The 15,713-nt window shown below is 37.9% G+C and carries 13 protein-coding genes, 1 other RNA gene and 1 other annotated feature; of the genes, 12 read left to right on the top strand and 2 right to left on the bottom strand.

The window, feature by feature from the left end:
* Positions 1 to 9: 9 nt before the first annotated feature.
* A complete protein-coding gene (locus ACIP9G_RS05520; RefSeq protein ID WP_340823452.1) occupies positions 10 to 522 on the top strand; it encodes an adenine phosphoribosyltransferase in 513 nt (170 codons plus the stop codon).
* A gap of 78 nt (positions 523 to 600) precedes the next feature.
* Here the strand turns inward: ACIP9G_RS05520 and ACIP9G_RS05515 are convergent, their stop codons facing one another.
* On the bottom strand, positions 601 to 1,053 hold the full coding sequence (locus tag ACIP9G_RS05515; RefSeq protein ID WP_401018028.1) for a MarR family winged helix-turn-helix transcriptional regulator: 453 nt from the start codon (positions 1,051 to 1,053) through the stop codon (positions 601 to 603).
* Positions 1,054 to 1,242: 189 nt separating this feature from the next.
* Here ACIP9G_RS05515 and ACIP9G_RS05510 point away from each other — a divergent pair, with 189 nt between their 5' ends.
* From ACIP9G_RS05510 to ACIP9G_RS05485, 6 genes are all read left to right on the top strand, one after another.
* Positions 1,243 to 2,499, top strand: coding sequence for an MFS transporter (locus ACIP9G_RS05510; protein WP_401018025.1), 1,257 nt, complete (start codon positions 1,243 to 1,245; stop codon positions 2,497 to 2,499).
* 201 nt (positions 2,500 to 2,700) lie between these two features.
* A complete protein-coding gene (locus ACIP9G_RS05505; RefSeq protein WP_401018024.1) occupies positions 2,701 to 3,792 on the top strand; it encodes a carbohydrate kinase in 1,092 nt (363 codons plus the stop codon).
* Between the two features lie 3 nt (positions 3,793 to 3,795).
* Positions 3,796 to 4,710, top strand: a complete 915-nt coding sequence (locus ACIP9G_RS05500; protein WP_340823457.1) for a pseudouridine-5'-phosphate glycosidase — start codon at positions 3,796 to 3,798, stop codon at positions 4,708 to 4,710.
* Positions 4,711 to 4,916: 206 nt separating this feature from the next.
* Positions 4,917 to 7,112 (top strand): RelA/SpoT family protein, encoded by a 2,196-nt coding sequence (locus tag ACIP9G_RS05495; RefSeq protein ID WP_340823458.1) that lies wholly within the window; start codon positions 4,917 to 4,919, stop codon positions 7,110 to 7,112.
* Between the two features lie 83 nt (positions 7,113 to 7,195).
* Complete coding sequence (gene dtd, locus ACIP9G_RS05490; RefSeq protein ID WP_401018019.1) at positions 7,196 to 7,636, top strand: D-aminoacyl-tRNA deacylase; 441 nt, start codon at positions 7,196 to 7,198, stop codon at positions 7,634 to 7,636.
* Positions 7,637 to 7,707: 71 nt separating this feature from the next.
* Positions 7,708 to 7,929, top strand: a complete 222-nt coding sequence (locus tag ACIP9G_RS05485; protein WP_401018017.1) for a DUF2642 domain-containing protein — start codon at positions 7,708 to 7,710, stop codon at positions 7,927 to 7,929.
* A 43-nt stretch (positions 7,930 to 7,972) separates the two neighbouring features.
* On the opposite strand, the gene ACIP9G_RS05480 is transcribed toward ACIP9G_RS05485, so the two are convergent.
* Positions 7,973 to 9,556 (bottom strand): N-acetylmuramoyl-L-alanine amidase family protein, encoded by a 1,584-nt coding sequence (locus ACIP9G_RS05480; RefSeq protein ID WP_340823462.1) that lies wholly within the window; start codon positions 9,554 to 9,556, stop codon positions 7,973 to 7,975.
* Positions 9,557 to 9,719: 163 nt separating this feature from the next.
* Positions 9,720 to 9,962 (top strand) — a binding site (T-box leader).
* Between the two features lie 122 nt (positions 9,963 to 10,084).
* On the opposite strand from ACIP9G_RS05480, the gene hisS reads away from it, so the two are divergent.
* The 5 genes from hisS to ACIP9G_RS05455 all read left to right on the top strand — a co-directional run bounded on the left by hisS (position 10,085) and on the right by ACIP9G_RS05455 (position 15,712).
* Positions 10,085 to 11,350 (top strand): histidine--tRNA ligase, encoded by a 1,266-nt coding sequence (gene hisS / locus ACIP9G_RS05475; protein ID WP_340823464.1) that lies wholly within the window; start codon positions 10,085 to 10,087, stop codon positions 11,348 to 11,350.
* 18 nt (positions 11,351 to 11,368) lie between these two features.
* On the top strand, positions 11,369 to 13,138 hold the full coding sequence (gene aspS / locus ACIP9G_RS05470; RefSeq protein ID WP_340823466.1) for an aspartate--tRNA ligase: 1,770 nt from the start codon (positions 11,369 to 11,371) through the stop codon (positions 13,136 to 13,138).
* A gap of 137 nt (positions 13,139 to 13,275) precedes the next feature.
* A non-coding RNA gene (gene ssrS, locus ACIP9G_RS05465) (6S RNA) lies at positions 13,276 to 13,479 on the top strand.
* 322 nt (positions 13,480 to 13,801) lie between these two features.
* On the top strand, positions 13,802 to 14,959 hold the full coding sequence (gene nagA / locus ACIP9G_RS05460; protein ID WP_401018012.1) for an N-acetylglucosamine-6-phosphate deacetylase: 1,158 nt from the start codon (positions 13,802 to 13,804) through the stop codon (positions 14,957 to 14,959).
* Positions 14,960 to 14,989: 30 nt separating this feature from the next.
* Entirely contained in the window at positions 14,990 to 15,712 is a 723-nt protein-coding gene (locus ACIP9G_RS05455) for a GntR family transcriptional regulator (protein ID WP_340823470.1), read from the top strand.
* Position 15,713 lies beyond the last annotated feature (1 nt).

Raw genomic sequence — 15,713 nt, 5'->3', positions numbered from 1 at the left:
GCAAGAACTATGGATTTAAAGCAATACGTGACAACAGTTGAGAACTGGCCAAAAGAAGGCATTAGCTTCAAAGATATTACAACAATTATGGATAACGGTCCAGCTTATAAATATGCAACAGATCAAATCGTTGAATACGCTAAGGAAGTTGGCGCAGAAATTATTGTAGGTCCTGAAGCTCGTGGTTTCATTATAGGCTGCCCAGTTGCTTATGCGCTTGAAATTGGCTTTGCACCAGTTCGTAAACCAGGAAAATTGCCACGTGAAGTAATTAGTGCAGATTACGGTTTAGAATATGGTAAAGATACATTAACAATGCATAAAGATGCCATCAAACCAGGTCAAAAAGTGCTTATTTGTGACGATTTACTTGCAACTGGTGGTACAGTGGAGGCAACTGTTCGCCTAATTCAACAATTAGGTGGGGAAGTTGTTGGCTGTGCATTCCTAATTGAGCTAATCGAACTAAACGGTCGTGCAAAACTTGGCGATCTAAGCATGAAAACATTAATTCAATATTAATAAACGAAAAAGGCTGTCCCGAATATTGGGACAGCCTTTTTTTTATAAAGTGCCAGGCACCCAAACAATTCTGATAAATTAGTCGTAGGATTTCACTACTTTTTGAATTTTTTTTAGCGTTTCATAAAATTCTATATATTTTTCAAGTCCAATATCCTCTATGATTTTTTCCTGTATGTCCATCCAAATTGGCTTTGCTTCATTTAATTTTTCGATTCCTATAGCCGTTAAAGAAATTATCTTTGTTCGGCCATCTTGTGTATCACGCGTAACATCCACATAGCCATTTTTCTTCAATAGATTGACATTACGGGTTATCGTTGTCTGATCAAGTAATAGAATATCACCCAATTGACTAACTGAAACTGCTTTATGATGGGCAATATTTGCTAGCATCGAGTATTGAGTAACTTTTAAATGAGTGGGTTCAAGAGCTTTATCATATAGCTGCGTAACGGCCCTAGTCTTTTTTCTAAGATTCGCACAAACGCAAATTTGAGTATAGTCAATGTCTGTGTAATTTTTCTCCATAACTAGATCTCCTTTTAAGTTTTTCGTTAAACTATATTGTACCACTAAAATGGAATTATTTTCTTGACATCTAAAATAGCGAGTCATTATTATATATGTATATACATATATTTTTAACATACCTGTTTTCTAAATTTTTTTCATATAAAAACAATCGTTTTACATTTTACTGGAAATGTAGGTGGCATTATGAAACGTATTCATTACAGTTGGTTTATTTTAATGATAACTTTTTTTTCAATTATTGTAGCTGGCATTACCTTATCCTCATCAGGTGTTTTTATTGGCCCGTTTGAACATGAATTTGGGTGGGATCGTTCGGTAATAGCAATGGCTTTTGCTATTAGTCTTTTTTTATACGGAATTTCAGGTCCGTTTATGGCGGCATTACTTGAAGTTCTGGGATTAAAGAAAATGATGCTAGCTGCTATGGCGATATTAATTATAGGCATATCGCTCACATTATTAATGCAGCAAGCATGGCAATTGATTATTATTTGGGGTTTTATTATTGGTCTAGGGGCTAGCCTCTTTTTAACCGTTTTAAGTCCTTTTGTTGCGAATCATTGGTTTGAAAAAAGAAGAGGGCTCGCTTTAGGAATATTAACTGCCAGCACGGCAACAGGACAATTAGTTCTTCTCCCGATATTAGCAATGATTATTGAAAATTCTTCATGGCGATGGGCAATTGCTTTAATAATGGTGTTAAGCTCCATTATGTTTTTCATTATTTTATTGTTTATGAAAAATAAACCGATGGACGTTGGGCTTCTTGCATATGGACTTGAAGAAGAAAAAGCGGAAAGTGTAGTAGAAAATAAGAAAAACCCGATTATTATTGCTTTTAATGGTTTATTCGTTGCAATAAAAGTGAAAGAATTTTGGCTTTTAGCAGGTAGTTTTTTTATTTGCGGATTATCAACAAGCGGGTTAATTGGTACGCATTTTGTATCGTATTGTATTAGTTTCGGTGTACCTTTAGTAACGGCTGCTTCGTTTCTATCGTTCATGGGAATATTCAATTTAGTCGGAACTACATTATCAGGCTGGTTATCTGATCGCTTCGATAATCGTTGGTTACTATTTTGGTATTATCTTTTAAGAGGTGCTTCTCTCGTTTTACTGCCGTATGCCTTAATGCAAGGTTCTCTTACATTGCTCATTATTTTTACTGCGTTCTATGGATTAGATTGGATTGCAACTGTACCGCCAACTGTTAGTATTTCAAGACAAATTTTTGGCACGCAAAAAAGTGGTATTATTTATGGTTGGATTTTTGCATCCCATCAGGCAGGTGCTGCAGTAGCAGCATATGGTGGAGGTTTAATTTATAAATTTTTCAACTCGTACACATGGGCGTTTTTCTTAGCTGGTGTATTATGTGTTTTAGCTAGCTTGTTTGTTATCGTCGTGAAAAAGCAATCTCCGAATAAACTAGCACATTAAAACGAATTCTATAGTAATGAACAGAACGGATTGAACATAATAGTATAAACGACATGAAAAGTACAAATAGTATGCTAGGAAGTATTCTAGCGTGCTATTTTTTTGTTGTAAAACCTTGTAAGCATGCATAAATAAGAGAAATGTTTGACTTTATTCAAACAAAAGTTTATGATATAAACAAATATAATAAAAGGTGATGCTATGAATGAAAGAGAACAAGCGGTACTGGCTTTAATTCGTAAAAATCCGTTTATGTCTCAGCAAGAGATGGCAGATAAGATGAATCTGTCCCGTCCAGTACTTGCAAACCTAGTGTCGAGCTTAACGAAGCAAGGGAAAATTGTTGGCCGTGCTTATATTTTACCTGAGGAAAATGAAATTATTTGTATCGGTGGAGCTAATCTCGATCGGAAATTTCATGTAAGAGGGACCGTGCAATTAGGAACTTCTAATCCTGCTAGCTCCTCATTCAGTGTAGGTGGGGTTGGTCGAAATATTGCGGAAAATTTAGGTCGACTTAATCATGAGGTGACGTTGCTCACGACAGCTGGAAAGGATGCGGATTGGCAAGTAATCCAAGAAGCATCAGAATCATTTATGAATTTACGCTATGTCGAGCAGTTACCAGATGCTTCAACTGGTTCTTATACTGCGATTATGGACGAGCAAGGTGAACTTGCATTAGCTGTTGCAAACATGGAAGTTTATGATTTATTATTGCCAAGTTTATTGAAGAAATATGAGCCAATGCTAATGAATGCAGGCTGCTTTATTATGGATTTAAACTGCCCGAAAGAAACGGTAGCTTACATCCAACAAGTAGCGATTGCGCGAGCTATTCCGTTTGTCATTGTACCGGTATCTTCGCCAAAAATGAATCGATTACCAGATACATTGCAAGGGGTTACATGGTTTATTTGTAACACAGATGAAGCAGAAACAATCGTTGGTCATAAAATTGAAAACGATGCCAACTATGAAAAAGCTATTCAAAAGCTTCTTCAATTAGGGGCCGAGCATGTCATTATTACTGCAGGTAGCAAAGGTGTCTATGCTGCATCTACAACTAGTACACCAAGTCATTTTGCTGCTAAGAAAATCACTAAAATTGAAGATGTAACTGGCGCGGGTGATGCTTTTGTAAGTGCTGTCATCCATAGTTGGTTAAGGGGACAATCCTTTGAGGTTTGCATTGATGCAGGCTTAACGAATGCTAAAAATACACTTGCATCCCCGTACACAGTAAGACCTGAATTATCAGAAGAATTGTTAAAAAGTGAAATGGAGGAATAACACATGAAAGAATTCATCGTATTATCAGAAGAAGTAAAAGCTGGACAAGCAAAAGGACTACCAATTGTTGCATTAGAGTCAACAATCATCTCACATGGTATGCCATATCCTCAAAACGTACAAACAGCACGTGAAGTAGAGCAAATTATTCGTGACAACGGTGCGGTACCTGCAACGATTGCGCTAATTGACGGTAAAATTAAAATCGGTTTATCTGACGAAGAACTTGAAATGTTTGGTAATGCACAAGGTGTTGCTAAAACTTCTCGCCGTGACCTAGGCTATTTATTAGCTACGAAAAAATTAGGCGCGACAACAGTTGCTGCCACAATGATTTGTGCTGAGCTTGCCGGCATTGAAATTTTCGTTACAGGTGGTATCGGTGGTGTGCACCGCGGTGCTGAAACAACAATGGATATTTCAGCTGACTTAGAAGAATTAGCACAAACAAATGTAGCTGTAATTTGTGCAGGTGCTAAATCTATTTTAGATATCGGTTTAACACTAGAATATCTTGAAACAAAAGGTGTACCTGTTGTAGGTTATGGCACTCCAGAGCTTCCTGCATTCTACACACGCCAAAGCGGATTTGATGTAAACTTTAAGCTTGATACACCAGAAGAAGTAGCAGCAATGTTACGTGCTAAATGGGATTTAGGCTTACGAGGTGGAGCGGTTATTGCAAACCCTATTCCAGAAGCAGAGGCACTTGAGCATGAATTCATCACTAGCATTATCGAAAAAGCGTTACAAGAAGCCGAAGAAAATGGTATTCAAGGTAAAAATGTAACACCATTCTTACTTGGCAAAGTAAAAGAATTAACTGAAGGTAAGAGCCTTGATGCAAACATCGCATTAGTGAAAAACAATGCAGTAGTTGGTGCGAAAATTGCTGTTGCCTACAACAAAGCAAACTAACTAGTAAATTATAGACTCTTTGCGAAGCTCACTTGCCTCGTGAAGGGTCTTTTTGTCTATAATAATGTATTTTTTACCCATTAATACAAAGTGTTCACGATATTATCTAAACTATATGACACAGTCCCTTTACAATCGACCTCTATTTTTTATACAATTAAGTTTATATCTAATCTGAAAAATTTGACGAGCAAGGTGGACATGTTATGGCGAAAGAGCAAATTTTGACTCCTGAGGACGTTTTTGATTTAGTCAAATCCTACATGAATGAGGAAAATGTCGCATTCGTGAAAAAAGCATATGAATTGGCAAGAGATGCGCATATTGAGCAATTTCGTAGCTCTGGTGAACCGTATATTATTCACCCAGTGCAAGTTGCCGGTATTTTAGCTGAATTACAAATGGATCCAGAAACTGTGGCAGCAGGCTTTTTACACGATGTTGTTGAAGATACGGAATTTACACGAGATGATTTAGTCCGTGAATTTGGCGAGGAAGTTGCGGTACTTGTTGACGGAGTAACGAAGCTTGGGAAAATAAAATATTTATCGAAAGAAGCACAACAGGCGGAGAATCACCGCAAAATGTTTGTAGCAATGGCTCAAGATATTCGCGTCATCTTGATTAAGCTTGCTGACCGTCTGCATAATATGCGCACGTTAAAGCATTTACCTGCTGAAAAACAACGTCGTATTTCGAAAGAAACGCTTGAAATTTTTGCACCACTTGCACATCGTCTAGGGATTTCGACAGTAAAATGGGAGCTGGAGGATACTGCACTTCGATATTTAAATCCACAGCAATATTATCGTATTGTCAGTCTGATGAAGAAGAAACGAGATGAACGTGAAGCTTATTTAGACAATGTCATGGGGGAAATGAAATCTCAACTTTCTGATGTCGAAATTGATGCGGATGTTTATGGTCGTCCAAAGCATATTTACAGCATTTATCGTAAAATGGTGCTACAAAAAAAGCAATTTAATGAAATTTATGATTTATTAGCGATTCGTGTACTTGTTGATAGCATAAAAGATTGCTATGCAGTGTTAGGAATAGTCCATACTTTATGGAAACCGATGCCTGGACGTTTTAAAGATTATATTGCAATGCCAAAGCAAAACTTATATCAATCATTGCATACGACCGTTATTGGGCCTTATGGCGACCCACTAGAAGTTCAAATCCGTACAAAAGAAATGCATAAAATTGCAGAGTACGGGATCGCAGCTCACTGGGCATATAAAGAAGGTAAAAAGATTGATATTGAAAAACAAAATGTCGATCAAAAATTAACGTGGTTTAGAGAAATTTTAGAATTCCAAAATGAATCTTCTAACGCAGAAGAGTTTATGGAGTCATTAAAATTCGACTTATTCTCTGATATGGTGTACGTATTTACACCTGAAGGGGATGTTATTGAATTGCCTGCTGGTTCTGTACCTATCGATTTCGCATACCGTGTGCATTCAGAAGTCGGCAATCGTACAATCGGAGCTAAAATTAATGGTAAGATGGTACCGCTTGATACACCATTAAAAACAGGTGACATCATTGAAATTTTAACATCGAAGCAATCATTTGGTCCGAGTCGTGACTGGCTTAAAATTGCGCAATCATCACAAGCAAAAAATAAGATTAAGCAATTTTTTAAACGTCATCTGCGTGAGGAAAATATCATCAAAGGTAAAGAGATGATTGAAAAAGAAATACGCTCACAAGATTTTGACATGAAAGAAACAATGTCATCGGAAAACTTAAAACGTGTTTGTGATAAATTTAATTACACGAATGAAGAAGATTTATATGCGGCTGTTGGTATGAATGGTATTACGGCACAACAAGTTGTAAATCGTTTAGCCGAAAAACGCCGTAAAGAGCGTGAGCAAGAAGAAGCACTTGAAAAAATCGAACAAAAAATGAAAAATCCGATTCCACAAAAGCGTACAGAGTCAGGCGTTATTGTAAAAGGCATTGATAATATGCTTATTCGACTATCACGTTGCTGTACACCTGTTCCTGGTGATGACATCGTCGGCTTTATTACAAAAGGTCGAGGCGTATCAGTACACCGTGCGGATTGTCCTAATATCCAAATAGAGGATGAGCAGGAGCGTATAATCGAAGTTGAATGGGAGCATGGGCTTACACCAGAGAAAAAAGAGTATCCTGTCGACATCGAGGTTTCTGCCTTTGATAGACCTGGAATATTAAATGAAGTCATGCAAATCGTTAGCGAAACAAAAACGAATATTTTAGCTGTGAGTGGCCGCGCTGATCGTGATAAAATTGCGACCATCCACCTAACAATTTCTATTTCAAATATTTCACATTTGCATAAGGTTGTTGAACGCATTAAACAAACACCGGATATTTACTCTGTGCAACGTGTGATTAATTAGATGCACTAGTATTCATACGGTAAGGGCACTTCAGTTTAAACGACAGATGGAACGGATTTTGATAGATTGAGGGGTTAAACATTATGAAAGTAGTTTTACAGCGTAGTAAGGCCGCATCTGTAACGGTACAAGGGGAAGTTACAGGTGCTATTGATAAAGGCTATGTGCTTCTCGTTGGTATTACACATGAGGATACAGCAGAAGACGTCGCATATCTAGCAAAAAAAATTGCAAATCTACGCTTATGGGAAGATAGTGAAGGGAAAATGAATCATTCCATTTTAGAGCATGGTGGCGCAATCCTATCTGTATCTCAATTTACATTGTATGGGGATACAAAAAAGGGCAATCGTCCGAGCTTTACAAGTGCAGCAAGACCGGAAATAGCTGCACCGTTGTGGGAGGCTTTTAATGATGCTTTACGTGGATACGGCTTACAAGTAGAGACCGGTATTTTCGGTGCTATGATGGACGTTGCATTGACGAATGATGGTCCAGTCACGATCCTACTTGAGTCAAAATAGAGGTACATTTTCTATCATTCCTACATATACTAAAAAGAATGGCAAATTTGTAGGAAGGAAGTGTATCGTCGATGACGCAAATAGGAAGGATATCCAATCCTTATTTATATGAAACACTTAAGTTGATGATTAGCCAAATAATTGTAGTGCAAACAGAGAAAAGTATCCAACAAGGTATTTTAACCTCTGTATTACCTGACCATATCGTTATCGAGTTTGATCATACACCCTTCTTTATTCGTATGGAGGAAATTATATGGGTTACATTGGACAAAATAAATACAAACAAATAAAAACCTTCATTTTCTAAAATTATAAGAAAATGAAGGTTCTTTTTTATTCATTTGCATCAAAGTAATCTAAAATGCCTTGATAAATACCGAGTGTAGCCTGTTCTCTGAATTTAGCCGTTGTAATGATCCGTTCTTCATTGGCATTACTTAAAAAACCTAGCTCCAGAAGCACTGCTTTTTGTCGGTTTTCACGAAGTACTAAGTAATTTCCTTCCTGTGTACCACGATCTTTAATGTTAATTTTACTAGCAAGGCCATTGTGTATTGCTTCAGCAAGCCCTTTTTGATTGTTATTTAAATAGTAGGAGGTAAAACCTGAAATTGAACTATTATCAGTAGCGTCATAGTGAATACTTATAAAAGCATCTGCATCATGCTGGTGGGCAACGGATACACGTTTACGAAGTGCAACATATTCATCTGATTCACGTGTCATCACAACATTTGCACCAGCTGCACTTAACTTGGATGCGAGAAGAGACGCAGTTTTCAATGTTATATCTTTCTCGTCAGTTCCTCGCTGACCAGTTGTACCGTGGTCATTTCCACCATGACCAGCATCGACAACAATTGTAAGTCCGTTTAGAGTCCCTTTTTTTCGAGGCTCAGATTTTGTATAGCTAGTTGTTACCGCTGTGCTTTGTGAAGTGGAGACTACCCAGTTTGCGACGAATGCGGTTTTATCTTCTAATTGTATTTCGTAAAAATCATCTTTAGCACCTACAATTGGATAGGTTTCGCCAGCATCTACACGTTTAACAACTTCCGCAGTTGTGGTCGCGTCAGTACGTAAGTTTGTCCCATTATAAATAATTGTGACAGATTCAAGCGAGGATGATGATGATGGTGATGATGACGTTGAAGTTTTCGCAGTCGTTTTTACCGTATCAGAAAATGTCCCGTAGAAGCTGTATACCCAACCAGTTTTTTTGTTATTGTACTGAATTTGAACCCAATTATGTTCTTGTGCTAGTACTTTAAAAGATTGTCCATTCGAAACAGTCCCTATTTTTTTTGACGTTAAATCTGCCTTTTTGCGGACATTTAACGTATCGACTAAAATAGTAAATGTAGTACCTTTAGGTTCGGTTGTTGTAGATACTTCTACTACTTGGTCAGTTGTTGTTTTTTCTGTTGTTTCATTAATTGTCACATAGTCTGCAGATACCCAACCGACTAGTCCATTCCAATTAATTTTTGCCCATTCACCATTTTCTGTTATGAGTGCTGCTTGATTGCCTGTTGACAGCTGCCCAAGGACTGGTGATGAAATATCCGGGTCAGTACGGATATTGAGGCGATCAACTTGGGATATGACCGTTTTATCAATTGTTTGTTGCTCATTTATAGAAGCTGTTAGCCAAGATGCTACCCATCCTTCATAATCGTCTGTTTTTACTTGAATCCAGTCACCTTCGCGACCGATGGATGTTAACAAATCACCTTCATCTAATGTTGTAATAATCGGGTAAGAGAGCCCAGGTCCTTCGCGTAAATGAAGTATAGTTCCAGTAACTTTTAAATCACTCGAATCGGCAAATACTAGTTCTTTATTGATGATACTTGGAAACAAAAATGTTAATAATAGGACAAAGATAATGGTTTTATGTATAAGTTTTGTCGTCATTGGACCCCTCCTTTTCTTGTGCTATTTTACCATGTTTTCATGATAAAATTCGAGGGAAAAAGGTAACGGAAATCATTATTTTAATAACTACTTTGTGAAAAATAAGAAAACAGTTGACATTACCTTGCGTTGTGACTAACATAAAGGGTAATCAAAAAATGATTAACCGCTTATGACCAAGCAAGTAGCGTATACCTCTATTGGAAAAGAGAGGGAAAGACTTAGGCTGCAATCTTTCCTACAAAAAAGTATAAGGCGAATAACACTTGAGAGGCTTTTTTCTGAAAAGGAATACTTAGTAGGAAAAAACGGAATCGGCCGTTACCCGATTATGAGGAGGACGCAATGTAGTTTGTGCGTCAACTAGGGTGGAACCGCGGAAGCATATACAGCTCTCGTCCCTTGCAATTTTGCAAGGTGGCGAGGGCTTTTTTTGTTGGATTTCTCTAAAAAAAGTCACTCTGTACTGCTGTTTCGCGCTTTACATACGAAGGCTGGCTCATAAGCAATTGAAAAGGAGGTATTTACATGAGTTTTAAAGTGCCAAGAGGGACCCAAGATATATTGCCAGGTCAATCAGAAAAATGGCAAAAGGTCGAAGCAATTATTCGTGATATTTGTCGTGTGTATCGATATAACGAAATTCGTACACCTATTTTTGAACAAACAGATTTATTTGCGCGCGGTGTTGGAGAAACAACTGATGTAGTGCAAAAGGAAATGTATACATTTGAAGACCGAGGTGGTCGTTCATTAACATTACGTCCAGAAAATACTGCTGGGGTTGTTCGTGCATATGTTGAACATAAAATGTTTGGTGCACCCGATCAACCAGTGAAGCTATCTTATTTAGGACCAATGTTCCGTTATGAACGTCAACAGGCTGGTCGTTACCGTCAATTTGTACAATTTGGTGTTGAAGCTATTGGCTCAGCTGACCCTGCAATCGATGCAGAAGTGATAGCATTAGCAATGGACATTTATGAATCAACAGGCTTAAAAGATTTGAAATTAGTCATTAACTCACTCGGTGATAAAGTAACGCGTGATGCACACCGCACAGCATTAATTAATCATTTTGAGCCACATATCCATGAGTTTTGCTCTGATTGCCAAAATCGTTTGCAAAAAAACCCATTACGTATTTTAGATTGTAAGGTAGACCGTGAGCATCCATTAATGGCAACTGCCCCTGCATTAACTGATTTTTTAACAGAGGAATCAGCGGCATATTTTGCTCAGGTTAAAACGTATCTAGATACGCTAGGTATTTCATATGAAGTAGACCCGAATTTAGTACGTGGCCTTGACTACTACAACCATACGACATTTGAAATTATGTCAACAGCTGATGGCTTTGGCGCAATTACAACGCTTTGCGGTGGTGGTCGTTATAATGGGCTTGTAGAGGAAATCGGTGGTCCGAATGTACCGGGCATCGGCTTTGCATTAAGTATCGAACGTTTATTATTAGCACTTGAAGCTGAAGCGGTAGAGTTAGATACAGAATCAGCATTAGAGGTTTACATGATTGCTATGGGCGATGAAGCGAAGCTAAAAGCAGTCGAGCTAACAAGCTCATTCCGTGCAAAAGGTATTTCTACTGATATGGATTATTTAGATCGAAAAATGAAAGCACAAATGAAATCTGCAGACCGTTTAGGTGCTAAATATACTATCGTTTTAGGTGAAACAGAAATAGAAGAGCAAGCAGCAACAGTAAAGCATATGGCATCTGGGGAGCAGCAAAAAGTAGCCTTCTCAGAATTAGTGAACTACTTATTAAATAAATGATTTTGGAGGAAATGCAAAATGGCAAAAAGAACACATGCTAGTAACGAGCTTTCTGAAACGTTACAAGGCGAACACGTTGTATTAAAAGGTTGGGTACAACGTCGTCGCGATTTAGGTGGATTAATCTTTATCGACCTACGTGACCGTACTGGTATTACACAAGTTGTATTTAGTCCTGATGTAGCAGAAGCACATGCTTTAGCTGATAAAGTACGTAGCGAATACGTAATCGAAATTGAAGGAAAAGTAATTCTTCGTTCGGAAGATCAAATCAATCCAAATATGCCAAACGGCAAAATTGAAGTGGAAGCGACAAGCTTAATCGTTATTAATACAGCGAAGACAACTCCTTTCCAAATTGAAGATCGTACGGATGTATCAGAAGATTTACGATTAAAATATCGTTACCTAGACTTGCGACGTCCTGCAATGTTCGACACGTTCAAAATGCGTTCAGACGTAACACGTACAATTCGTAACTTCTTACAAAATGAGGGCTTCCTAGAAGTAGAAACGCCTATTTTAACAAAATCAACGCCAGAAGGTGCCCGTGACTACTTAGTACCATCTCGTGTACACGAAGGCGAGTTTTATGCATTACCACAATCTCCACAACTATTTAAACAATTATTAATGGTAGCTGGATTTGAAAAGTATTTCCAAATTGCTCGTTGTTTCCGTGACGAAGACTTACGTGCTGACCGTCAACCTGAATTCACACAAGTTGATATCGAAACAAGCTTCTTAACACAAGAAGAAGTTTTAGAAATGAACGAACGTTTAATTCAAGCTGTTATGAAAGATGTAAAAGGCATCGATATTCCTGCGCCATTCCAACGCATGAAATACCAAGAAGCGATGGATCGTTACGGCTCAGATAAACCAGATGTTCGCTTCGGTTTAGAATTAGTAGCGTTAAACGAAGTTTTCGATGGCTGTGATTTCAAAGTATTTGCTGATACAGTAGCACAAGGCAAGCAAGTGAAAAGTATCAACATTAAAGGTGCGGCTGATAAATACTCTCGTAAAGATATGGATGAGCTTACAAAATTCGTTGGTATTTACGGCGCAAAAGGTCTTGCTTGGTTGAAAGTAACAGAAGAAGGATTAAATGGACCAATCGCAAAATTCTTTGATGAAGCATTAGCTGCTGCATTAATCGAGCGTATGGGTGCTGAAATCGGTGATATTTTAGTATTCGTAGCTGACAAAGCTGATGTAGTTGCAGCATCTCTAGGTGCTCTTCGTACAAAATTAGGTCAAGATTTAGGCTTAATCGATGAATCGCAATTTGCTTTCTTATGGATTACGGACTGGCCTTTATTCGAGTACTCTGAAGAAGATGGCCGATTCAAAGCAGCGCACCATCCATTCACTCGTCCATTTGACGAAGATATCGAATTAATGGATACAAACCCTGCTGCAGTTCGCGCACAAGCTTACGATATCGTATTAAACGGCTATGAGCTTGGCGGTGGTTCATTACGTATTTATGAGCGTGATTTACAAGAAAAAATGTTTAAACTACTTGGTTTCTCAGATGAGGAAGCACAAGCACAATTCGGCTTCTTATTAGAAGCGTTTGAATATGGCGTGCCTCCACATGCAGGTCTTGCATTTGGTCTTGACCGTTTCGTAATGTTACTTGCTGGTCGTAATAATTTACGTGATACAATTGCATTCCCGAAAACAGCAAGTGCAAGTTGCTTATTGACAGATGCTCCAAGTGAAGTGTCTCCAGATCAATTAAGCGAATTAAGTTTGGCAATTAAAACATTTAAAAGATAGAAGTAATGCAAAATACCTGGATTCTCTAACAAAAAATGTTGGGAATCTAGGTATTTTTTGCGTTTTTTGAAAGAATTTATTTTTTTGCTATAAATCGTTTGAATTATCTGAAATATGGTGTTATTATAACTGTAATACGAATCCTGATGTGTTTGTCTAACTGCTATCTCTATTTAACAGTTTTGACCGAACACTATATCGTCGGGAGCCATCTAATTTTGTAGTGGCAAACAAGCCCCATTTTGGAGAGGGACGTTTAAAGCTATAAAGCGGGCACCCACCTGCAAATTGCGGGTTCAAAACGAATGTTTCATTGGCATTACGGCACAATCGGGATTCGTCCATACATAGTATACTAGAGTCTAGGGGTACGGTATGTCTAATAGCGCCTGCCGTAGCGAACCTTAACGTTTACAACGAAGAAGTGTTAGATTGATTAAAGTCAATCTAACACTTTTTCTGTTTTGTCCCAGCATTTTTACGCCTAAAAAGCATAGGGTGTTATTTACTAAATTAAACGAAAAATAAGAAAAATTGTAAAATTTACTTTTTATTTTTGAATTTCCATACTATAATTGGTATAGACAACTATACCAAATAACATAGCTTGTCCTTACGTTAAAAAGTAAGCTTCGTAAAAACATAGACAGCGGAGGTGTTAAATTGAGCAGTACATTATTAATTTCCAATGTAACGATCGTCAACCATAACGAGGTACCTTTTAAAGGTGACGTATTGATTGAGAATGGCAAGATAATTAAAGTAGGTAAAGAATTATTCGATAAGGCAGAGCAATATATTGAAGGCAAGGGGAAAGACTTGTTACTATTTCCTGGCTATATTGATATGCATATTCATGGATCGGCAGGCAATGATGCAATGGATGCTACACAGCAAGCGCTTCATAATATGGCTGCGTCATTAGTTAAAGAAGGTGTCACAGGCTTTCTTGCAACGACGATGACACAAGCGCCAGAAGCGATTGAAAATGCATTAAAGACAATCTCGCAATTTGAAGATGGTGACAATGAAGCCAGTTTATTAGGTATCCACGTTGAAGGTCCTTATGTGTCAACGAAACGTGCAGGTGCTCAGCCAATCGACTATATGATTCTGCCATCAAGCGAACAATTTGCGCAATGGCAAACATTAAGTAACAACCGCATTAAACAAATAACCATTGCACCTGAGCTAGAAGGTGGCTTTCCGTTTATTGAAGAGCTTTACAAGCAAGGGGTTATTGTATCAATCGGTCATTCAGATGCAACATTTGAAGAGGTAGAGAGAGCAGTAGCACTAGGTGTCAGACAGGCAACGCATTTATACAATCAAATGCGACCATTCCATCATCGAGATCCAGGCGTTGTAGGGGGAGTACTTGTTGAAGATGCTGTAAAAGTCGAAATCATTGCAGACTTTGTGCATTGCCATCCTATGTCTGTAAAACTTGCCTACCGAGTTAAAGGGGCAGCAGGTATTATTTTAATTACAGATGCTATGCGTGCAAAAGGATTACAATATGGCGATTATGATTTAGGTGGTCAAACAGTCCATGTCACAGAAAGCGGAGCACATTTACCGAATGGAGCATTAGCTGGAAGTGTATTGACGATGGAACAAGCAGTGAAAAATATGAAAGCGGTCACAAATTGTTCGTTGTCAGAGCTTGTTGCAATGTCCTCAACAAATGCTGCGGAACAATTACAATTACGCACAAAAGGCCGTATTGCAGAAGGCTTTGATGCAGATGTCATTTTGTTAGATCAACATTTAAATATTGAAAAAACTATTTGTCGGGGAAAAATTGTATTTGAGAAATAATAGTAAAAATGCGATAGGATGGTGCAAGGCGTGTTAGATAAAAATTCTCATATACCAATCTATATACAAATAGAAGAAGTATTAAAGCAACGGATTTATTTAGAGGAATACAAAATTGGCGAAAATATTCCATCAGAGCGAGAGCTTTCAGTTCAATTTGATGTGAGTAGAATGACTGTCCGTCAATCGATTACCAATTTAGTAAATAGTGGATTGCTTTATCGTGAAAAAGGCAGAGGTACTTATGTTGCCAATCCAAAGTTGGAACAGCCATTAATGGGATTAACAAGTTTTACGGAGGATATGCGTGCAAGAGGTATGGAACCAACTAGTAAAGTACTACGTTTCGAAAAAATTGTACCACCGTTAGATATTGCAGGAGATTTAATGTTAGAACGGGGTGAGGAAGTATTTTTCGTTACAAGGATACGAAGTGCCGATTCTAAACCGATGGCGATTGAAAGAACCTATATTCCAGTGAAAGTATATCCTGAATTAGATGAAAAGAAAATTATGGGTTCGTTGTATGCGCTTATTGAAGCGAAATTCCATCAGAAAATTGGCAATGCCATTCAGCAAATGGAAGCGGCAATTGTAGCAAAAGAAGATAGTAAATATTTACAAATCAATAGTACTGCACCGGTTTTAATTATTAAACGAACAAGTTATTTAGCAGATGGCGTACCATTCGAACTTGTGCGAAGTACTTATCGTGCTGATCGATACAAATTTATAAGTGAAATTAAAAGGTGAT

This window comes from Lysinibacillus sp. NPDC093197, assembly GCF_044754025.1.
GTDB lineage: Bacteria > Bacillota > Bacilli > Bacillales_A > Planococcaceae > Lysinibacillus.
Note: the sequence above shows the minus strand (reverse complement) of the source record. Positions and strands in the feature narration are given on the sequence as shown.

What these genes read in the sequence shown, in the direction of transcription:
- ACIP9G_RS05520 (WP_340823452.1), top strand. Translation starts at nt 10, where the DNA reads ATGGATTTAAAGCAATACGTGACAACAGTTGAGAACTGGCCAAAAGAA.
- ACIP9G_RS05515 (WP_401018028.1), bottom strand. Translation starts at nt 1,053, where the DNA reads ATGGAGAAAAATTACACAGACATTGACTATACTCAAATTTGCGTTTGT.
- ACIP9G_RS05510 (WP_401018025.1), top strand. Translation starts at nt 1,243, where the DNA reads ATGAAACGTATTCATTACAGTTGGTTTATTTTAATGATAACTTTTTTT.
- ACIP9G_RS05505 (WP_401018024.1), top strand. Translation starts at nt 2,701, where the DNA reads ATGAATGAAAGAGAACAAGCGGTACTGGCTTTAATTCGTAAAAATCCG.
- ACIP9G_RS05500 (WP_340823457.1), top strand. Translation starts at nt 3,796, where the DNA reads ATGAAAGAATTCATCGTATTATCAGAAGAAGTAAAAGCTGGACAAGCA.
- ACIP9G_RS05495 (WP_340823458.1), top strand. Translation starts at nt 4,917, where the DNA reads ATGGCGAAAGAGCAAATTTTGACTCCTGAGGACGTTTTTGATTTAGTC.
- dtd (WP_401018019.1), top strand. Translation starts at nt 7,196, where the DNA reads ATGAAAGTAGTTTTACAGCGTAGTAAGGCCGCATCTGTAACGGTACAA.
- ACIP9G_RS05485 (WP_401018017.1), top strand. Translation starts at nt 7,708, where the DNA reads ATGACGCAAATAGGAAGGATATCCAATCCTTATTTATATGAAACACTT.
- ACIP9G_RS05480 (WP_340823462.1), bottom strand. Translation starts at nt 9,556, where the DNA reads ATGACGACAAAACTTATACATAAAACCATTATCTTTGTCCTATTATTA.
- hisS (WP_340823464.1), top strand. Translation starts at nt 10,085, where the DNA reads ATGAGTTTTAAAGTGCCAAGAGGGACCCAAGATATATTGCCAGGTCAA.
- aspS (WP_340823466.1), top strand. Translation starts at nt 11,369, where the DNA reads ATGGCAAAAAGAACACATGCTAGTAACGAGCTTTCTGAAACGTTACAA.